Raw genomic sequence first — 12,746 nt, 5'->3', positions numbered from 1 at the left:
CCCGGCCCGGCGCGCGCCCCACGAGGACGCGCCCGGGCGTCGAGTCCTGCTTCGGAAGACCGGAGAGACCGGAGACCGCCATGAGCGATCAGACATCCATCGCGCCGCTTGCCGTCAGAGAGCGGTTCATGTCCGACCCGACGTTGGGTGCGGGCAACTTCCTCGACCGGGCGGTCGAGGCGAATCCGCACCGTGCGGTGCCGTTCGCGTTCAGCCACCGGCTGGACCACCGGGGGCAGGTGGCGCTGCGTGGGCACAGCCTGCTGGATCTGGTGGCGCTGCGCGACCGGTACGCGGCCTGGTACCACGCGAACGGCGTGCGGCCGGGCGACCCGGTGGGCGTGGTGATCGCCGAAGGTCTGGAACCGCTGCTGCACTTCTTCGCGCTGACCGCGCTGGGTGCGGTGCCGGCGCTGGTGAACGATGCGATGCGGCACGACGTGATGGTGCGCTACCTGAGCCATGTGGGTGTGCTGGGGGTGGTCGCGGACGACACCACCCGGCTGGCGTCGGCGTACCGGAAGGAGCCGCAACTGCGGCCGCGTTTCCTGTCGTTGACGGCCGAGGTGCAGGCGTTCGACGCGGCGTCGGCGCCGCTGCCGGAGGGGTATCCGTACCGGCACGCGGCCGAGGACGTGGTGGCGCTGATCCACTCCTCGGGGACGACGGGCACACCGAAGTCGACGATCCTGGCGCACCGGCAGTTCTGGGAGGGCAAGCAGCCGCGGATGGTGCGGTTCCCGGCGGAGCAGTCCGACCGGCTGATGTCGCTGATGCCGCACACCCATGCGGGGGGCCTGAGTTACTTCCTGACGGCGACGCTGCTGGGTCTGCCGACGGTGGTGATGTCGGACTGGCGGCGGGCGACCGTGGAGCCGGTGATGGAGGCGTTCCGGCCGACCATGGTGGCGTCGTTCCCGCGTACGTTCGTGGAGTTGGCGACGGGTGAGCTGCCGACGGCGGGTGCGGCGAAGGTGCACTCGTGGTTCAACACGGGCGACAGCGCGCACTACGGGCACATCCGGCGGCTGGTCGGGCTCGGCGAGCGGCCGGCGGGACTGATCCGGCCGTGGCTGCTGCCGCAGGAGCGGGCCGAGCAGCCGGCGTTGCCGGGTTCGCAGTTCGTGGACGGCCTGGGGTCGTCGGAGATGGGCATGGCGCTGTTCGGGCAGGTGACGTCGCCGGAGACGGAGCGCGCCGACCGCTGTGTGGGCAAGCCGTCCGAGGTGGTCGAGCGGGCGGCGGTGCTGGACGAGGACGGCGTGGAGGTCCCGGACGGCACGGTGGGGCTGCTGGCGGTGAAGGCGCCGTCGATCACGCCCGGGTACTGGAACAACGAGCGGCTGACGCAGTCGTTCCGGCAGGGCGGGTACTGGCTGACCGGCGATGTGGCGTACCGGGACGGCGAGGGGCGGTTCTACCACCTGGACCGGACGGTGGACGTGATCGACACCTTGGACGGCCCGGTGTACAGCCTGCCGTTGGAGGAGGTGCTGCTCGCCGACTGCGCCGAGCAGGTGCAGGACTGCTCGGTGGTGGGTGTTCCGCACCCGGACGGCGGGCAGCGGCCGGTCGCGGTGGTGCGGCTCCAGGACGGGGCGAGTGCGGACGGGCTGCTGGAGGCGGCCAACGCGGAGCTGGCGAAGGCCGGGCTCGCGGAGCTGGCGGCGCTCCGGGTGGCCGCCGGTGACGACGAGTTCCCGCTCGGTCCGACCGGCAAGGTGCTGAAGCGGGAGCTGCGCACCCGGCACGCCGGCCTGCTGTCCGCGGCGTCGCCCTCGGCGCGTCCCTGATGGACCGGCAGGTGCATCAGCCGTACCAGTACGTGCGGCGGGAGCTGGTCGAGCCGGACTGGCGGCGGCTGCCGGGCTGGCGGGAGGTGTCGGCGGCGCAGTGGCGGGACGCGCAGTGGCAGCGGGCGCACTGCGTGCAGAACGAGCGGCAGTTGCGGGCACTGTTCGGGCCGCTGCTGACCGATCAGTTCTATGCTGAACTGGCCGCCGACCAGGCCGAGTTCGCGACCATGTCGATCCTGCTGCCGCCGCACATGCTGAACACCATGGCGGCGGACGCCCCGCTGGAGCCGGCGGCGTTCACCGCGGCGTTCCTGGCCGACCCGGTGCGGCGGTACATGCTGCCGGTGCGCTCGGACCGGCATCCGCAGTGGCCCAGCCATCCGCTGGCGGCGCGGGACTCGCTGCACGAGAGCGAGATGTGGGCGGTGGAGGGCCTGACGCACCGCTACCCGACCAAGGTGCTGGCCGAGTTGCTGTCCACCTGCCCGCAGTACTGCGGGCACTGCACCCGGATGGACCTCGTGGGCCGGTCCACGCCGCAGGTGGTCAAGGCCCGGCTGGTGCTGCGGCCCGCGGACCGCGAGGAGCAGATGCTCGACTACCTCAAGCGCACCCCGTCGGTGCGGGACGTGGTGGTGTCGGGCGGCGATCTGGCGAACGTGCCGTGGCCGCGTCTGGAGTCGTTCCTGCTGCGGCTGCTGGAGCTCGGTTCGGTGCGCGACATCCGGTTGGCCAGCAAGTCGGTGGTCGGCCTGCCGCAGCACTGGCTGCAGCCGAAGGTGCTGGCGGGCGTGGAGCGGGTGGCCCGGCTGGCCGCCCGCCGGTCGGTCAACCTGGCGGTGCACACCCACGCCAACCACGCGGCCTCGGTGACGCCCCTGGTCGCCGAGGCGGCGCGGGGGCTGCTGGACGCGGGTGTGCGGGACGTCCGCAACCAGGGCGTGCTGATGCGCGGGGTGAACGCCACCCCGGCGGCGCTGCTCGACCTGTGCTTCGCCCTCCAGGGCGAGGCGAACATCCTGCCGTACTACTTCTACCTGTGCGACGTGATCCCGAACGCCGAGCACTGGCGGCTGCCGCTGTCCGAGGCGCAGCGCCTCCAGGAGGCGATCCTCGGCTACCTGCCGGGCTACGCGACGCCGCGCATGGTCGCGGACGTGCCGCACGTCGGCAAGCGCTGGGTGCACCAGGCGGTCGACTACGACCGGGAGCGCGGCATCTCGTACTGGACGAAGAACTATCGCACCGCAGTTGAGCTGCGTTCGGCCGAAGGGCCGGGCGAGGAGCCGCCGTTGAGCCGCCGGTATCCGTACGTGGATCCGGTGGACACCCTGCCGGCCGCCGGCCGCGCCTGGTGGGCGGAGCAGCTGGAACGCGGCGAGGGTGCACAACTTCCGGAACTTCTGGGCCTGTTGGAGGGCAAGTGAGCGAGGCGGCGGCGCCGTTGCGCCGAATGTGCTGGATCTTTCCGGACCGGGAGTCGACCCGGTCGGGGGCGATGTGGAAGCACTACTTCTGGGACATGTTCGCGGAGGTCGCCGCCGGGATGGGCATGGAGTGGTCCCGGCACGCCCCGGAGGCGGTGACGGTGGACGGCACCGACCCGGCCCGGCCGCTGGTGTACGTGGACGACCGATTGGTCACGCCCGAGGACACCCTGTTCATCACGGCGCTGTACTCGCTGCCGTACCAGTCGATGGACGTGTTCAACCAGCTGGCGCTGTGCACGGTGCTGGAGCAGGCCGGGTTCTACCTGCCGTTCCCGGCGCAGGTGTCGCTGCTGGGCAACGACAAGTTGGCGACCATGCTGTTCCTGGCGGACTCGCCGGTGCCGCCGATCCCGTCGGTGCGGATCGGCTCGGGCCGGGACGTGTCCAAGCACCAGTACGAGGTGGCGCTGGGCGAGTTGACGTTCCCGGCGATCGTGAAGCCGGCCGGCTGGTGCGGCGGCGGCGGGATCTGCCTGGCCCGCTCGGCGGAGGACGTGCGCGGCCTGGCCAGCCTCGCCCAGGGCGGTGACACCACGCTGGTGGCGCAGCCGTACCTGGGGGACGGCACGGCCGACTACCGGGTGTACGTGATCGACGGGAAGCCGTACGCGGTGCTGCGGCGCACCCCGGAGGCGGGGTCGCCGGTGGCGAACGCCAGCCGTGGCGGGTCGATGGAGTTCTGCGAGATTCCGGCGGAACTCGCCGAGGCCACGGCGTACTTCGCGAAGAAGCTGCCGATCCCGTTCTTCTGCGTGGACTTCCTGCACGACGGAGAGCGGTTCTGGTTCTCCGAGCTGGAGCCGGACGGGGTGATCGCCCCGGACTTCGACGACCCGGACCGTTCGGTCCAACGGGACGTCACCCGGGCCCGGTTCGCGGCCTACCGCGACGCGCACGCGGCGTTCCTCGGGGGTGCGGGCCGATGAGCTTCTCACTGACCGACGCGCAGGCCGGCGACGGCCTGGCGGTGGCCCGCCGGACTCTCGAACTGCTGTGCACCGTACCGGAGTTCGGGGACCGGTACACGGACGTCGCGCCGCCCAGCACGCTGGCGGAGCTGGCGGAGCTGCCGCCGCTGGCGAAGGACGACCTGAACACGGCGCTCGCCCACCTGGATCCGGCTGCCGAGCAGGGCGCCACCTGGCTGTTCCAGAGCGGCGGTTCGACCGGCGCGCCGAAGGTCGGGTACGCGCCGACCGGCTTCTACATGGCGAAGGTGTTCGAGCACTGGCAGCCGCTGGACCGCGACGACATCTTCGTCAACGCCTGGGGGGCGGGCCGGATGTGGGGCGCGCACTTCCTGGCGGCGGGCCTGGCCGACCTGTCCGGCTGCCGGGTGATCGCACTGGGGTCGGTGACCCGCGAGGAGTACCCGGAGTGGCTGGGCTTCCTCGCCGACCGGAAGGTCACCGCGATCGGCGGCACCCCGAGCGTGCTGCGGCTGTGGTTCGCCCACGCCCGTGCCGCCGGAATCGAACTCCCTTCGTTACGCAAGGTGTTGTGGCTCGGCGAGGCCTGGCAGCCGCAGCTGGAGGAGGACTTGGCGGTGGTCGCGCCGAAGGCCCGCCGGCACGGCATGTTCGGCTCCACCGAGACCTGGGTGGTGGGCTCCAACTCGCCCGACTGCCCGGCCGACACCTTCCACACCTTCCCGCACCAGCTGGTGCACGTCGGCGACGGCGGGCTGCTCGACTTCACCTCGCTCGACCCGGCGATGCTCAACCCGGTGCTGCGCTACCGCACCGGTGACGCGGGCGAGTTGACCGACTGCCCGTGCGGCCGTCCGGGTCCGGCGATGCGGGTGCTGGGCCGCCGCGACAACGTGGTGCAGGTGCGCGGCCTCGGCCTGCACGTGGACGAGCTGCTGGCCCGGGTGGAACGCGAACCGGGCGTCACCCGCGGCCAGGTGGTGATCACCGAGCAGGGCGGCCGGGCCCAGCAGGTGGAAGTGCTGCTGCTCACCACGGCCGGCGCGGAGATCGACACGGCCGCACTGCGGCGTGAACTGCTGTCCGCCACCTTCACGTTGAGCACCGCCTTCGTCCACGACCCGGAGCACGTCCAGGTCCGCACGGTGGACGCACTGATCGGCAACGACCGCACCGGGAAGACCGCGGGCTTCGTGGTCCGGGAGGCACTGTGAAACTGCGCGCACCCGAGCAACTGGGCCGGGCCTTCAACCTGTTCTTCGTCGGCAAGTCGGTCTCGAACGTCGGCGACCGGGTGACGGTGTTCGTCGTCCCCACCCTGATGATCTTCGTCCTGCACGCCTCCGCGTTCCAGGTCGGCATCGTCGCGATGGCCCAGTACCTGGGCATTCCGCTGCTCGGCCCGATCGCGGGCGTGCTGGTGGACCGCTGGGACAAGCGGATCACCCTGCTGGTCTGCGACCTGGTCCGGCTGGTGGCCGTCGGCGTCATCCCGGTCGCCTACTGGCTGGACTTCCTCTCCACGCCGCTGCTGTTCTGCTGCGTCGCGGCGGTCTCCGGCGCGACCATCTTCTTCAACGTCGGCTACCTGGTCGCGGTGCCCGCCGTGGTGGACCAGCCGCACCTGGTACGCGCCTACTCCCGGCTGGAGGGCAGCGGCTCGGTCGCCGAGGTCGCGGGCCCGTCCATCGCCGCCGCCCTGTACAGCGCACTCGGCGCCGCCTCGCTGCTGGTCGACGCCGCCAGCTACCTGGTCTCCGCGGCCTGCTTCCGCTGGATGCGGCCCTGGGGCGAACGCACCGTCGCCCAGGGCTCGGTGTGGCAGCGCCTCACCCTCGGCTTCCGACTGAACTGGCAGGACCCGGTGCTGCGCCGGGTGGTACTGGCCGCCGTCACCCTCAACTCCGGAGGGCCGATCTTCGTCACCGTGCTGCCGGTGTTCGCCTACCGGGGACTCCACGTCACCGTCGGCGTGTTCGGCGCGGCGATGTCCGCGGGCGCGGTCGGCGCGCTGATCGGCGCGATCGTCGCCCCGAAGATCAGCGGCCGGCTCGGCATCGGACGGACCCTGGCCTGGGCACTGCTGCTGCACTGCCTGGTCGGCCTCGGCGTGCTCGCCGCCCCCGCGCTGCCCGCCGGGCCGGTCATCGCCGTCACCATGGGCTGCTACGGCTTCTTCATGTCCTGCATCAACGTGTGCTCCGCGCCCGCCCGGCAGTCCCGGATGTCCGCGCAGCACCAGGGCGTCATGCACGCCGCGTTCCGCACCGCCACCTGGGGCGTCATCCCGCTCGCCGCCCTGGTCGGCGGCCTCGCCGTGTCGCTGCTCACCGGCCCGCTCGGCATCCTGGACGCGGCCCGCTGGACGATGGTCGGCGGCACCCTGCTCGCCGCCTGCTCCTTCCTGCCCGCGCTCGCCATCCAGGCCCGGATGGACGCCGACCTGCCGAAGGCCGCCGACAGCGTCACCGAGGTTGTGGAGACCCTGGCATGACGGATCGTCGGACCGTTCTGATCACCGGCTGCTCGTCCGGCATCGGGCTGGCCACCGCGGCGGCCGCGAGCCGGGCCGGCTGGACGGTGATCGCCACCGTGCGCGACCTCGACCGCACCGACGCCCTGCGGGCCGCCGCACCCGAAGCGCTCGTCCGCCGGCTCGACGTCACCGACGAGGAGTCCATCACCTCCTGCTTCGCCGCCCTCCCCCGGCTCGACGCGGTGGTCAACAACGCCGGGATCTCCAACTTCGACCCGACGCTGGAGATGTCCACCTCGACCGCGCTGCGGGCCAACCTGGAGGTCAACTTCTTCGGCACGGTGGCCGTTTCGCGCGCCGCGATGCCGCTGCTGCGCGCCTCCGGGGGCCAGCTGCTCACCATCGGCAGCGTGCACGGCGTGGTCGGCCAGCCCTTCAACGAGGCGTACTGCGCGGCCAAGTTCGCCGTCGAGGGCTTCATGGAGGCGCTCGCCCCGGTCGCCGCCGCGCACGGCGTGCACGTCTCGGTGGTGGTGCCCGGCTACGTCCCCGACACCCAGTTCGGCCACTTCCCGGACGTCAACCGCCGGACCGTGCAGGCCGCTTCGGGCCCGTACGCGGACACCTTCGGCGCGTACGTCGACCGGCTCGGCCGGAGCTGGGCGAACGCCGCGCAGCCCGCCGCGGAGGTCGCCGACGCGGTGGTGCGCGCGCTCGCCGAGGACCGGCCGCCGTTCCGCATCACCACCAACGCGTGGGCCGCCGAGTACCTCTCCGCGAAGCTCGCCGACCGCGACGGCCGCACCGTCCAGCGGCTCGCCCACGACTGGATCGGCCTCACCCCCACCCCGTGACCTTGGAGCAACCGCCATGCCCGCCAAGCCACTTCAGGCGCTCGTCGACCACGCCCGGCGCAACTCGCCGTTCTACGCCGATCTCTACCGCGACGTGCCCGCCACCGTCACCTCGCTGACCGACCTGCCCGTCATCGACCAGGTCGCGTTCTGGGCCGCCAACGCCTGGCCCGACAACCAACTGCTCACCGGCCCGCTCACCGACGCCTGCGTCTACAAGTCCGGCGGCACCACCGGCGCGCCCAAGTTCTCCCCCTGGACCCGCGAGGAACACGTCGACTCCGTCACCGCGTTCGGCGCCGGCCTGGTCAACGCCGGCCTCAAACCCGGTTGGCGGGTCGCCAACCTGTTCCGGGCCGGCGAGTTCTACAGCGGCTTCCTCTTCATCGAGTACGCCCTCCAGCACGCGCCGATCGACAACGTCCGGCTGCCGATCGCCACCGCGCCCGACGAGTACGTCGCCGACGTGATCCACGGCTTCGGCGCGGACGTGCTGGCCGGCGAGCCCATGAAACTCTCCGCCGTCGCCGAGACCCTGCTCAAGCAGGACCGGCCCGCCCCGCAGGTCGAACTGATCCTGTTCGGCGGCGACATCCTCTTCAACGACCTTCGCCCGCTGCTCCGTTCGGCCTTCCCGAACGCCGCCCTGTCCTCCATCGGCTACGCCTCCGTGGACGCCGGTCTGGTCGCCGGCCCCGTCCCCGCCGGGGACGACCTGCGCGTCCACGAGGCCTTCCCGAACCGCACCGTGGTCGAGCTGATCGACGACGCCACCGGCGAACCCATCACCGAACCCGGCGTCCCCGGCCGGGTCGTCGTCACCAACCTGTTCCGCACCCTGGTCCCGATCCTCCGCTACCCCGCGGGCGACCGCGCCGAATGGATCGACGCCGACTGCCGCCGCTTCCGCCTGCTCGGCCGCTCCACCGAGGGCGCCCGGGTCGGCATCGTCTCCATGCCCACCGAGCAGGTCCGCGACGTCCTGCTCGCCCACGACCCCGACAACCACATCACCGGCATGCAGCTCGTCCAGCGCCGCTGGGCGGGCCGCGACGGCCTGATCATCCGCCTCGGCCACACCACCCCGCCCCCGCCCGCCCTCACCGAGACCCTCCGCCAGGCCGTCCTCGCCGCCCGCCCCACCTACGCCGACGAAACCGCCATCGGCGCCATCCACCCCCTCCAGATCGAATGGGTCCCCCGCGCCGACCTCGCCACCAACCCCCGCACCGGCAAACTCCAACAGGTCATCGACGAACGCCCCGCCCACTGACCCACGACCCACGGCCCACGGCAATAGACCCGGGCCCCGTCCGCGCAGATCGAGGACGGGGCCCGGGCACGTGCGTCGGGGCGGGTCGGTCCGTGGCTGTCGGACCAGGAGGGGCCGGGCCGGCCGGCGGGTCAGCGGGACGGCGTCACCAGGCCTGCCTCGTAGGCGAGGATCACCAGGTGGACGCGGTCGCGGGCGTCCAGTTTGGAGAGCAGGCGGGTGACGTAGGTCTTGACGGTGGTGATGCTGAGGTGGAGGTCTTCGGCGACCTCGGTGTTGGAGAGGCCGCGGCCGATCAGGGTGAGGACTTCCTGTTCGCGTTCGGTGATGACGCCGGTGAGGGCGCGGGGCGGTGCTGAACTGCCGGGCGCGGGGCGGGAGGTGAGGTCGGCGATCAGGCGGCGGGTGACGCGGGGGGCGATCAGGGCGTCGCCGGTGGCGACCACGCGGATGGCGGCGAGGATGTCTTCCAGCGCCATGTCCTTGACCAGGAAGCCGGACGCGCCGGCGCGCAGGGCGCCGTAGACGTAGTCGTCGTCGTCGAAGGTGGTCAGGACGAGGACGTGGGCGGTGGAGGGGCCCGAGGTGATCCGGCGGGTGGCCTCGATGCCGTCCATGCCCGGCATCCGGATGTCCATCACGATGACGTCGGGGGTCAGGTCGAGGGCCAGCCGGACGGCTTCGTCGCCGGTGCCGGCCTCGCCGACGATCTCCAGGTCGGGGGCGTCCTTGACCACCATGGAGAGGGCGGCGCGGATGAGCGGTTGGTCGTCGACGAGGAGGATCCGCACGGTCATCGGGCACCGGCCGGCAGTGGCAGGGTGGCGGCGACGCGGAAGCCGCCGGTCGGGCGGGGGCCTGCGGTGAACGAGCCGTGCAGCAGGGCGACGCGTTCCTTCATGCCGAGCAGGCCGAAGCCCGCACCGCCGGGTTGGGTGGCACGCAGGCCGCCGCTGTCGAGGACTTCGATGGACACCTCGGACTCCGCGTGGGAGACGGTCACCCGGCAGGAGCGGGCGCCGGCGTGGCGGACCACGTTGGCCACGGCTTCCTGGACGACCCGGTAGGCGGCGAGGTCGACCTCGGGCGGCAGCGGGCGGGACGGGCCGTTCAGGCGAAGGTCGACGGCGACGCCCGCGGCGGTGGTGGAGGCGGCGAGGCGGTCGAGGTCGGCGAGGCCGGGGGCGGGGGTGAGCGGCGGCTGCCCGGACGGGTCGTCCTCGGCGGCGCGCAGCGCGACCAGCATCCGGCGCAGGCCGGAGAGGGTTTCGCGGCTGGCGGTCTCGATCTGGCCGAGTGCGTCGCGGGCGGCCTCCGGCTGGGTGGTGAGGACGAGTCGGGCCGCGCCCGCCTGGAGGGCGACGATGCCGATGCTGTGCGCGACCATGTCGTGCAACTCCCGTGCGATCCGCAGCCGTTCACCCGCGACGGCGCGCGCGGCGGCGTTCTCGCCCAGCTCGGCCGCATGCCGGCGGGACTCCCCCGCGGAGTTGCCGAGCAGCACGGCGACGGCGGCGCTCAGCAGGACGGCCAGCGCGGTGGAGGTGCCGATGATGAAACCCGCGAGCACCCGCGCGACCGGGTAGCCGACCAGGACCAGCGCGGCCAGGCCGGAGCCGAGCACCACCTGCCGGCGGGGCAGGGTCGCGGCGACGTACCAGAGCGCCACGTCCGGGCCGAGGATCAGCGGGACGTCGATCGCGGTGGAGTGCATCGCGCACGCCCCGCACACCGCGCCGGCCAGCAGCAGCCCGAGGGCGGTCAGCGGCCTGCGGCGCAGCAGGACGCAGCCGGTGAGCGAGACCGCGGCGCAGACGGCCAGCCAGATCTGGTTGCCGTCCGCCAGCAGCAGGCCGCGGTAGAAGTTGCCCCGCGACTCGCCCGGCAGCCGGACCAGCACCACGAAGGAGTACGCGAGGCCCGCCGTCCAGGCGGCCGCCGCCCAGCCGCCGGGCGAAACGCGTCTGAGCAGGGAGGGCGAGTTCACGGGCATGGGGTGATCGTAGTCAGCCGCGCGCGGGCGACGCGTCGGACCGGGGACGTACAACCGGGGAAGACACCGGCCGGAGACAGTGTCGGTGGCAGGCCGACGCGGGATGACGGTCGGTCACGGAACGGTGGTTGCCGTGATCGAAGTCAACGAACTCACCAAGCGCTACGGCCGCACTGTCGCCGTCGACGGCCTGACCTTCACCGTCCGCCCGGGCTGCGTCACCGGTTTCCTCGGGCCGAACGGGGCCGGCAAGAGCACCACGCTCCGCATGATCATCGGGTTGAACGAGCCCACCGGTGGCACCGTCACCGTCCAGGGGCGCCGCTTCCGCGACCATCCGCGCGGTCTGCGGCACGTCGGCGCGCTGCTGGACGCCTCCGACGTGCACGGCGGCCGCAGCGCGGCCGCGCATCTCGGGGTGCTGGCCCGGACCAACGCGATCCCGCTGCGGCGGGTGGACGAGGTGCTGGGGGAGGTCGGTCTCGCCGGGGCGGCGCGGCGGCGGATCGGCGGCTACTCGCTCGGTATGAAGCAGCGGCTGGGCATCGCGGCCGCGCTGCTCGGCGATCCGCCGGTGCTGCTGTTCGACGAGCCGCTGAACGGGCTCGACCCGGAGGGGGTGCGCTGGGTGCGCGGCCTGTTCCGGCGGCTGGCCGCCGAGGGGCGCACGGTGTTCGTCTCCAGCCATCTGATGAGCGAAATGGAGCACACCGCCGACCACTTGGTGGTGGTCGGCCGCGGCCGGCTGATCGCCGACGAGCCGCTGGCCGCGTTCGCCGCCCGCGGCCGGCGCAGCAGTGTCACCGTCCGCACACCGGACGCGGACGCGCTGGCCGCCGTGCTGACCGCCGCGGGCGCGCAGGTGCGGCCGGACGGGGACGAGCGCCTGGTGGTGACGGGCCTGGACGCCGACACGATCGGCGACCTGGCGCACCGGCACGGCCATCGGCTGCGCGAACTCACCACCAGTGCGGCCTCGTTGGAGTCGGCGTTCATGGAACTCACCGCCGACAGCGTCGAATACCTCGCAGGAGACTCCCGATGACCGCGCTCACCTCCGTCGCCCCGCCCGCGCCGCTCACGGTCGACGAACCGCGGGCCCGGTTCCGTGACCTGCTGCTGGGCGAGTGGTTCAAACTCCTCTCGCTCCGGTCGATCCGCTGGGGGCTGGTCCTCGGCCTGCTCGGCCTGGTCTTCCTCAACGCCAACGCGGCGATCGCCGACGTGAACGACTGGGCGCACTTCAGCGACGAGCAGCGGGCGTGGTTCGTCCCCGGCGGTGCGCTGGCCTCGTCGTTCACCAACAACGCGTGCATCGCCACTCTGTTGATCGCCGGCAGCCTGGGCGCGGTGTCCTTGGTGAGCGAGTACGCGACCGGACAGATCCGCACCACCTTCGCGGCGGTGCCGGCCCGGCGGGCGCTGCTCTGCGCGAAGATCCTGGTGCTGACGCTGGTGATGACCGTGTTCGGCGCGGTGGCGACCGGGGCGTCCTTCTTCGTCTCGCAGGCCGTCCTGTCCAACAAGCACGCCGGCATCTCCATTGCCGAACCGGGCATCTGGCAGGCCCTGTTGGCGTCCGCCCTGCTGCCGCCGGTCTGCGCGCTGACCGGTCTCGGCCTCGCGGCGCTGATCCGGCACAGCGTGGCCACCGTCGTCGCCACCGTCACCGTGCTGCTGCTGATCCCCAACTTCCTGAGCCAGAACCACCATTGGTCGGCCTGCCTGTACCACGCGACGCCGTTCCGCGCCTGGCAGGTGCTGCACGACCTGATCGGGGCGCCGGTCAATCCGCATTTGGAGTTCCCGGCCGAACCGGCCGGCGAGTGGTGGGTCTATCTCGCCTGGGCGCTGGGCGGCGTCCTGGTCACGCTGTTCTTCGGCGCCCGCCGCGACGTCTGACGCCCGCGCCGGGGAGCCGCCGGCTCCCTGCCC

The 12,746-nt window shown here is 72.5% G+C and carries 11 protein-coding genes; 9 read left to right on the top strand and 2 right to left on the bottom strand.

Translation table 11 applies throughout. The annotated features are described in order from the left end of the window. Positions 1-80: 80 nt before the first annotated feature. From ACIQF6_RS02120 to ACIQF6_RS02090, 7 genes are read left to right on the top strand one after another with little or no spacing between them, the layout of a single operon-like run. Positions 81-1,793, top strand: a complete 1,713-nt coding sequence (locus tag ACIQF6_RS02120; protein WP_400888982.1) for a class I adenylate-forming enzyme family protein — start codon at positions 81-83, stop codon at positions 1,791-1,793. Continuing rightward, on the top strand, positions 1,793-3,223 hold the full coding sequence (locus tag ACIQF6_RS02115) for a KamA family radical SAM protein (RefSeq protein ID WP_400888979.1): 1,431 nt from the start codon (positions 1,793-1,795) through the stop codon (positions 3,221-3,223). Before ACIQF6_RS02120 ends, ACIQF6_RS02115 begins: the two co-directional genes overlap by 1 nt. Next, positions 3,220-4,212, top strand: a complete 993-nt coding sequence (locus ACIQF6_RS02110; RefSeq protein WP_400888976.1) for a RimK family alpha-L-glutamate ligase — start codon at positions 3,220-3,222, stop codon at positions 4,210-4,212. The genes ACIQF6_RS02115 and ACIQF6_RS02110 overlap by 4 nt, the downstream gene beginning before the upstream one ends. Next, the gene (locus tag ACIQF6_RS02105; protein WP_400888973.1) at positions 4,209-5,429 is read left to right on the top strand and encodes a phenylacetate--CoA ligase family protein; all 1,221 of its coding nucleotides are present in this window, start codon (positions 4,209-4,211) and stop codon (positions 5,427-5,429) included. The genes ACIQF6_RS02110 and ACIQF6_RS02105 overlap by 4 nt, the downstream gene beginning before the upstream one ends. Then, entirely contained in the window at positions 5,426-6,709 is a 1,284-nt protein-coding gene (locus ACIQF6_RS02100; RefSeq protein WP_400888971.1) for an MFS transporter, read from the top strand. Before ACIQF6_RS02105 ends, ACIQF6_RS02100 begins: the two co-directional genes overlap by 4 nt. Beyond that, on the top strand, positions 6,706-7,545 hold the full coding sequence (locus ACIQF6_RS02095; RefSeq protein ID WP_400888968.1) for an SDR family NAD(P)-dependent oxidoreductase: 840 nt from the start codon (positions 6,706-6,708) through the stop codon (positions 7,543-7,545). Before ACIQF6_RS02100 ends, ACIQF6_RS02095 begins: the two co-directional genes overlap by 4 nt. Positions 7,546-7,561: 16 nt before the next feature. After that, the gene (locus tag ACIQF6_RS02090; RefSeq protein ID WP_400888966.1) at positions 7,562-8,818 is read left to right on the top strand and encodes a phenylacetate--CoA ligase family protein; all 1,257 of its coding nucleotides are present in this window, start codon (positions 7,562-7,564) and stop codon (positions 8,816-8,818) included. Between the two features lie 131 nt (positions 8,819-8,949). Here the strand turns inward: ACIQF6_RS02090 and ACIQF6_RS02085 are convergent, their stop codons facing one another. Beyond that, positions 8,950-9,615 carry a response regulator gene (locus ACIQF6_RS02085; protein ID WP_400888963.1) on the bottom strand — a complete coding sequence of 222 codons (666 nt, stop codon included), beginning with the start codon at positions 9,613-9,615 and terminating at the stop codon, positions 8,950-8,952. Next, complete coding sequence (locus ACIQF6_RS02080) at positions 9,612-10,811, bottom strand: sensor histidine kinase (RefSeq protein ID WP_400888961.1); 1,200 nt, start codon at positions 10,809-10,811, stop codon at positions 9,612-9,614. The genes ACIQF6_RS02085 and ACIQF6_RS02080 overlap by 4 nt, the downstream gene beginning before the upstream one ends. A gap of 133 nt (positions 10,812-10,944) precedes the next feature. On the opposite strand from ACIQF6_RS02080, the gene ACIQF6_RS02075 reads away from it, so the two are divergent. Together ACIQF6_RS02075 and ACIQF6_RS02070 are read left to right on the top strand one after the other, a co-directional pair. Further along, entirely contained in the window at positions 10,945-11,856 is a 912-nt protein-coding gene (locus tag ACIQF6_RS02075; protein ID WP_400888958.1) for an ABC transporter ATP-binding protein, read from the top strand. Continuing rightward, the gene (locus ACIQF6_RS02070; RefSeq protein ID WP_400888956.1) at positions 11,853-12,713 is read left to right on the top strand and encodes an ABC transporter permease; all 861 of its coding nucleotides are present in this window, start codon (positions 11,853-11,855) and stop codon (positions 12,711-12,713) included. Before ACIQF6_RS02075 ends, ACIQF6_RS02070 begins: the two co-directional genes overlap by 4 nt. The last annotated feature ends 33 nt before the right edge of the window (positions 12,714-12,746 follow it).

This window comes from Kitasatospora sp. NPDC092948, from assembly GCF_044754805.1.
In the GTDB taxonomy this organism is placed as follows: Bacteria; Actinomycetota; Actinomycetes; order Streptomycetales; family Streptomycetaceae; genus Kitasatospora.
Note: the sequence above shows the minus strand (reverse complement) of the source record. Positions and strands in the feature narration are given on the sequence as shown.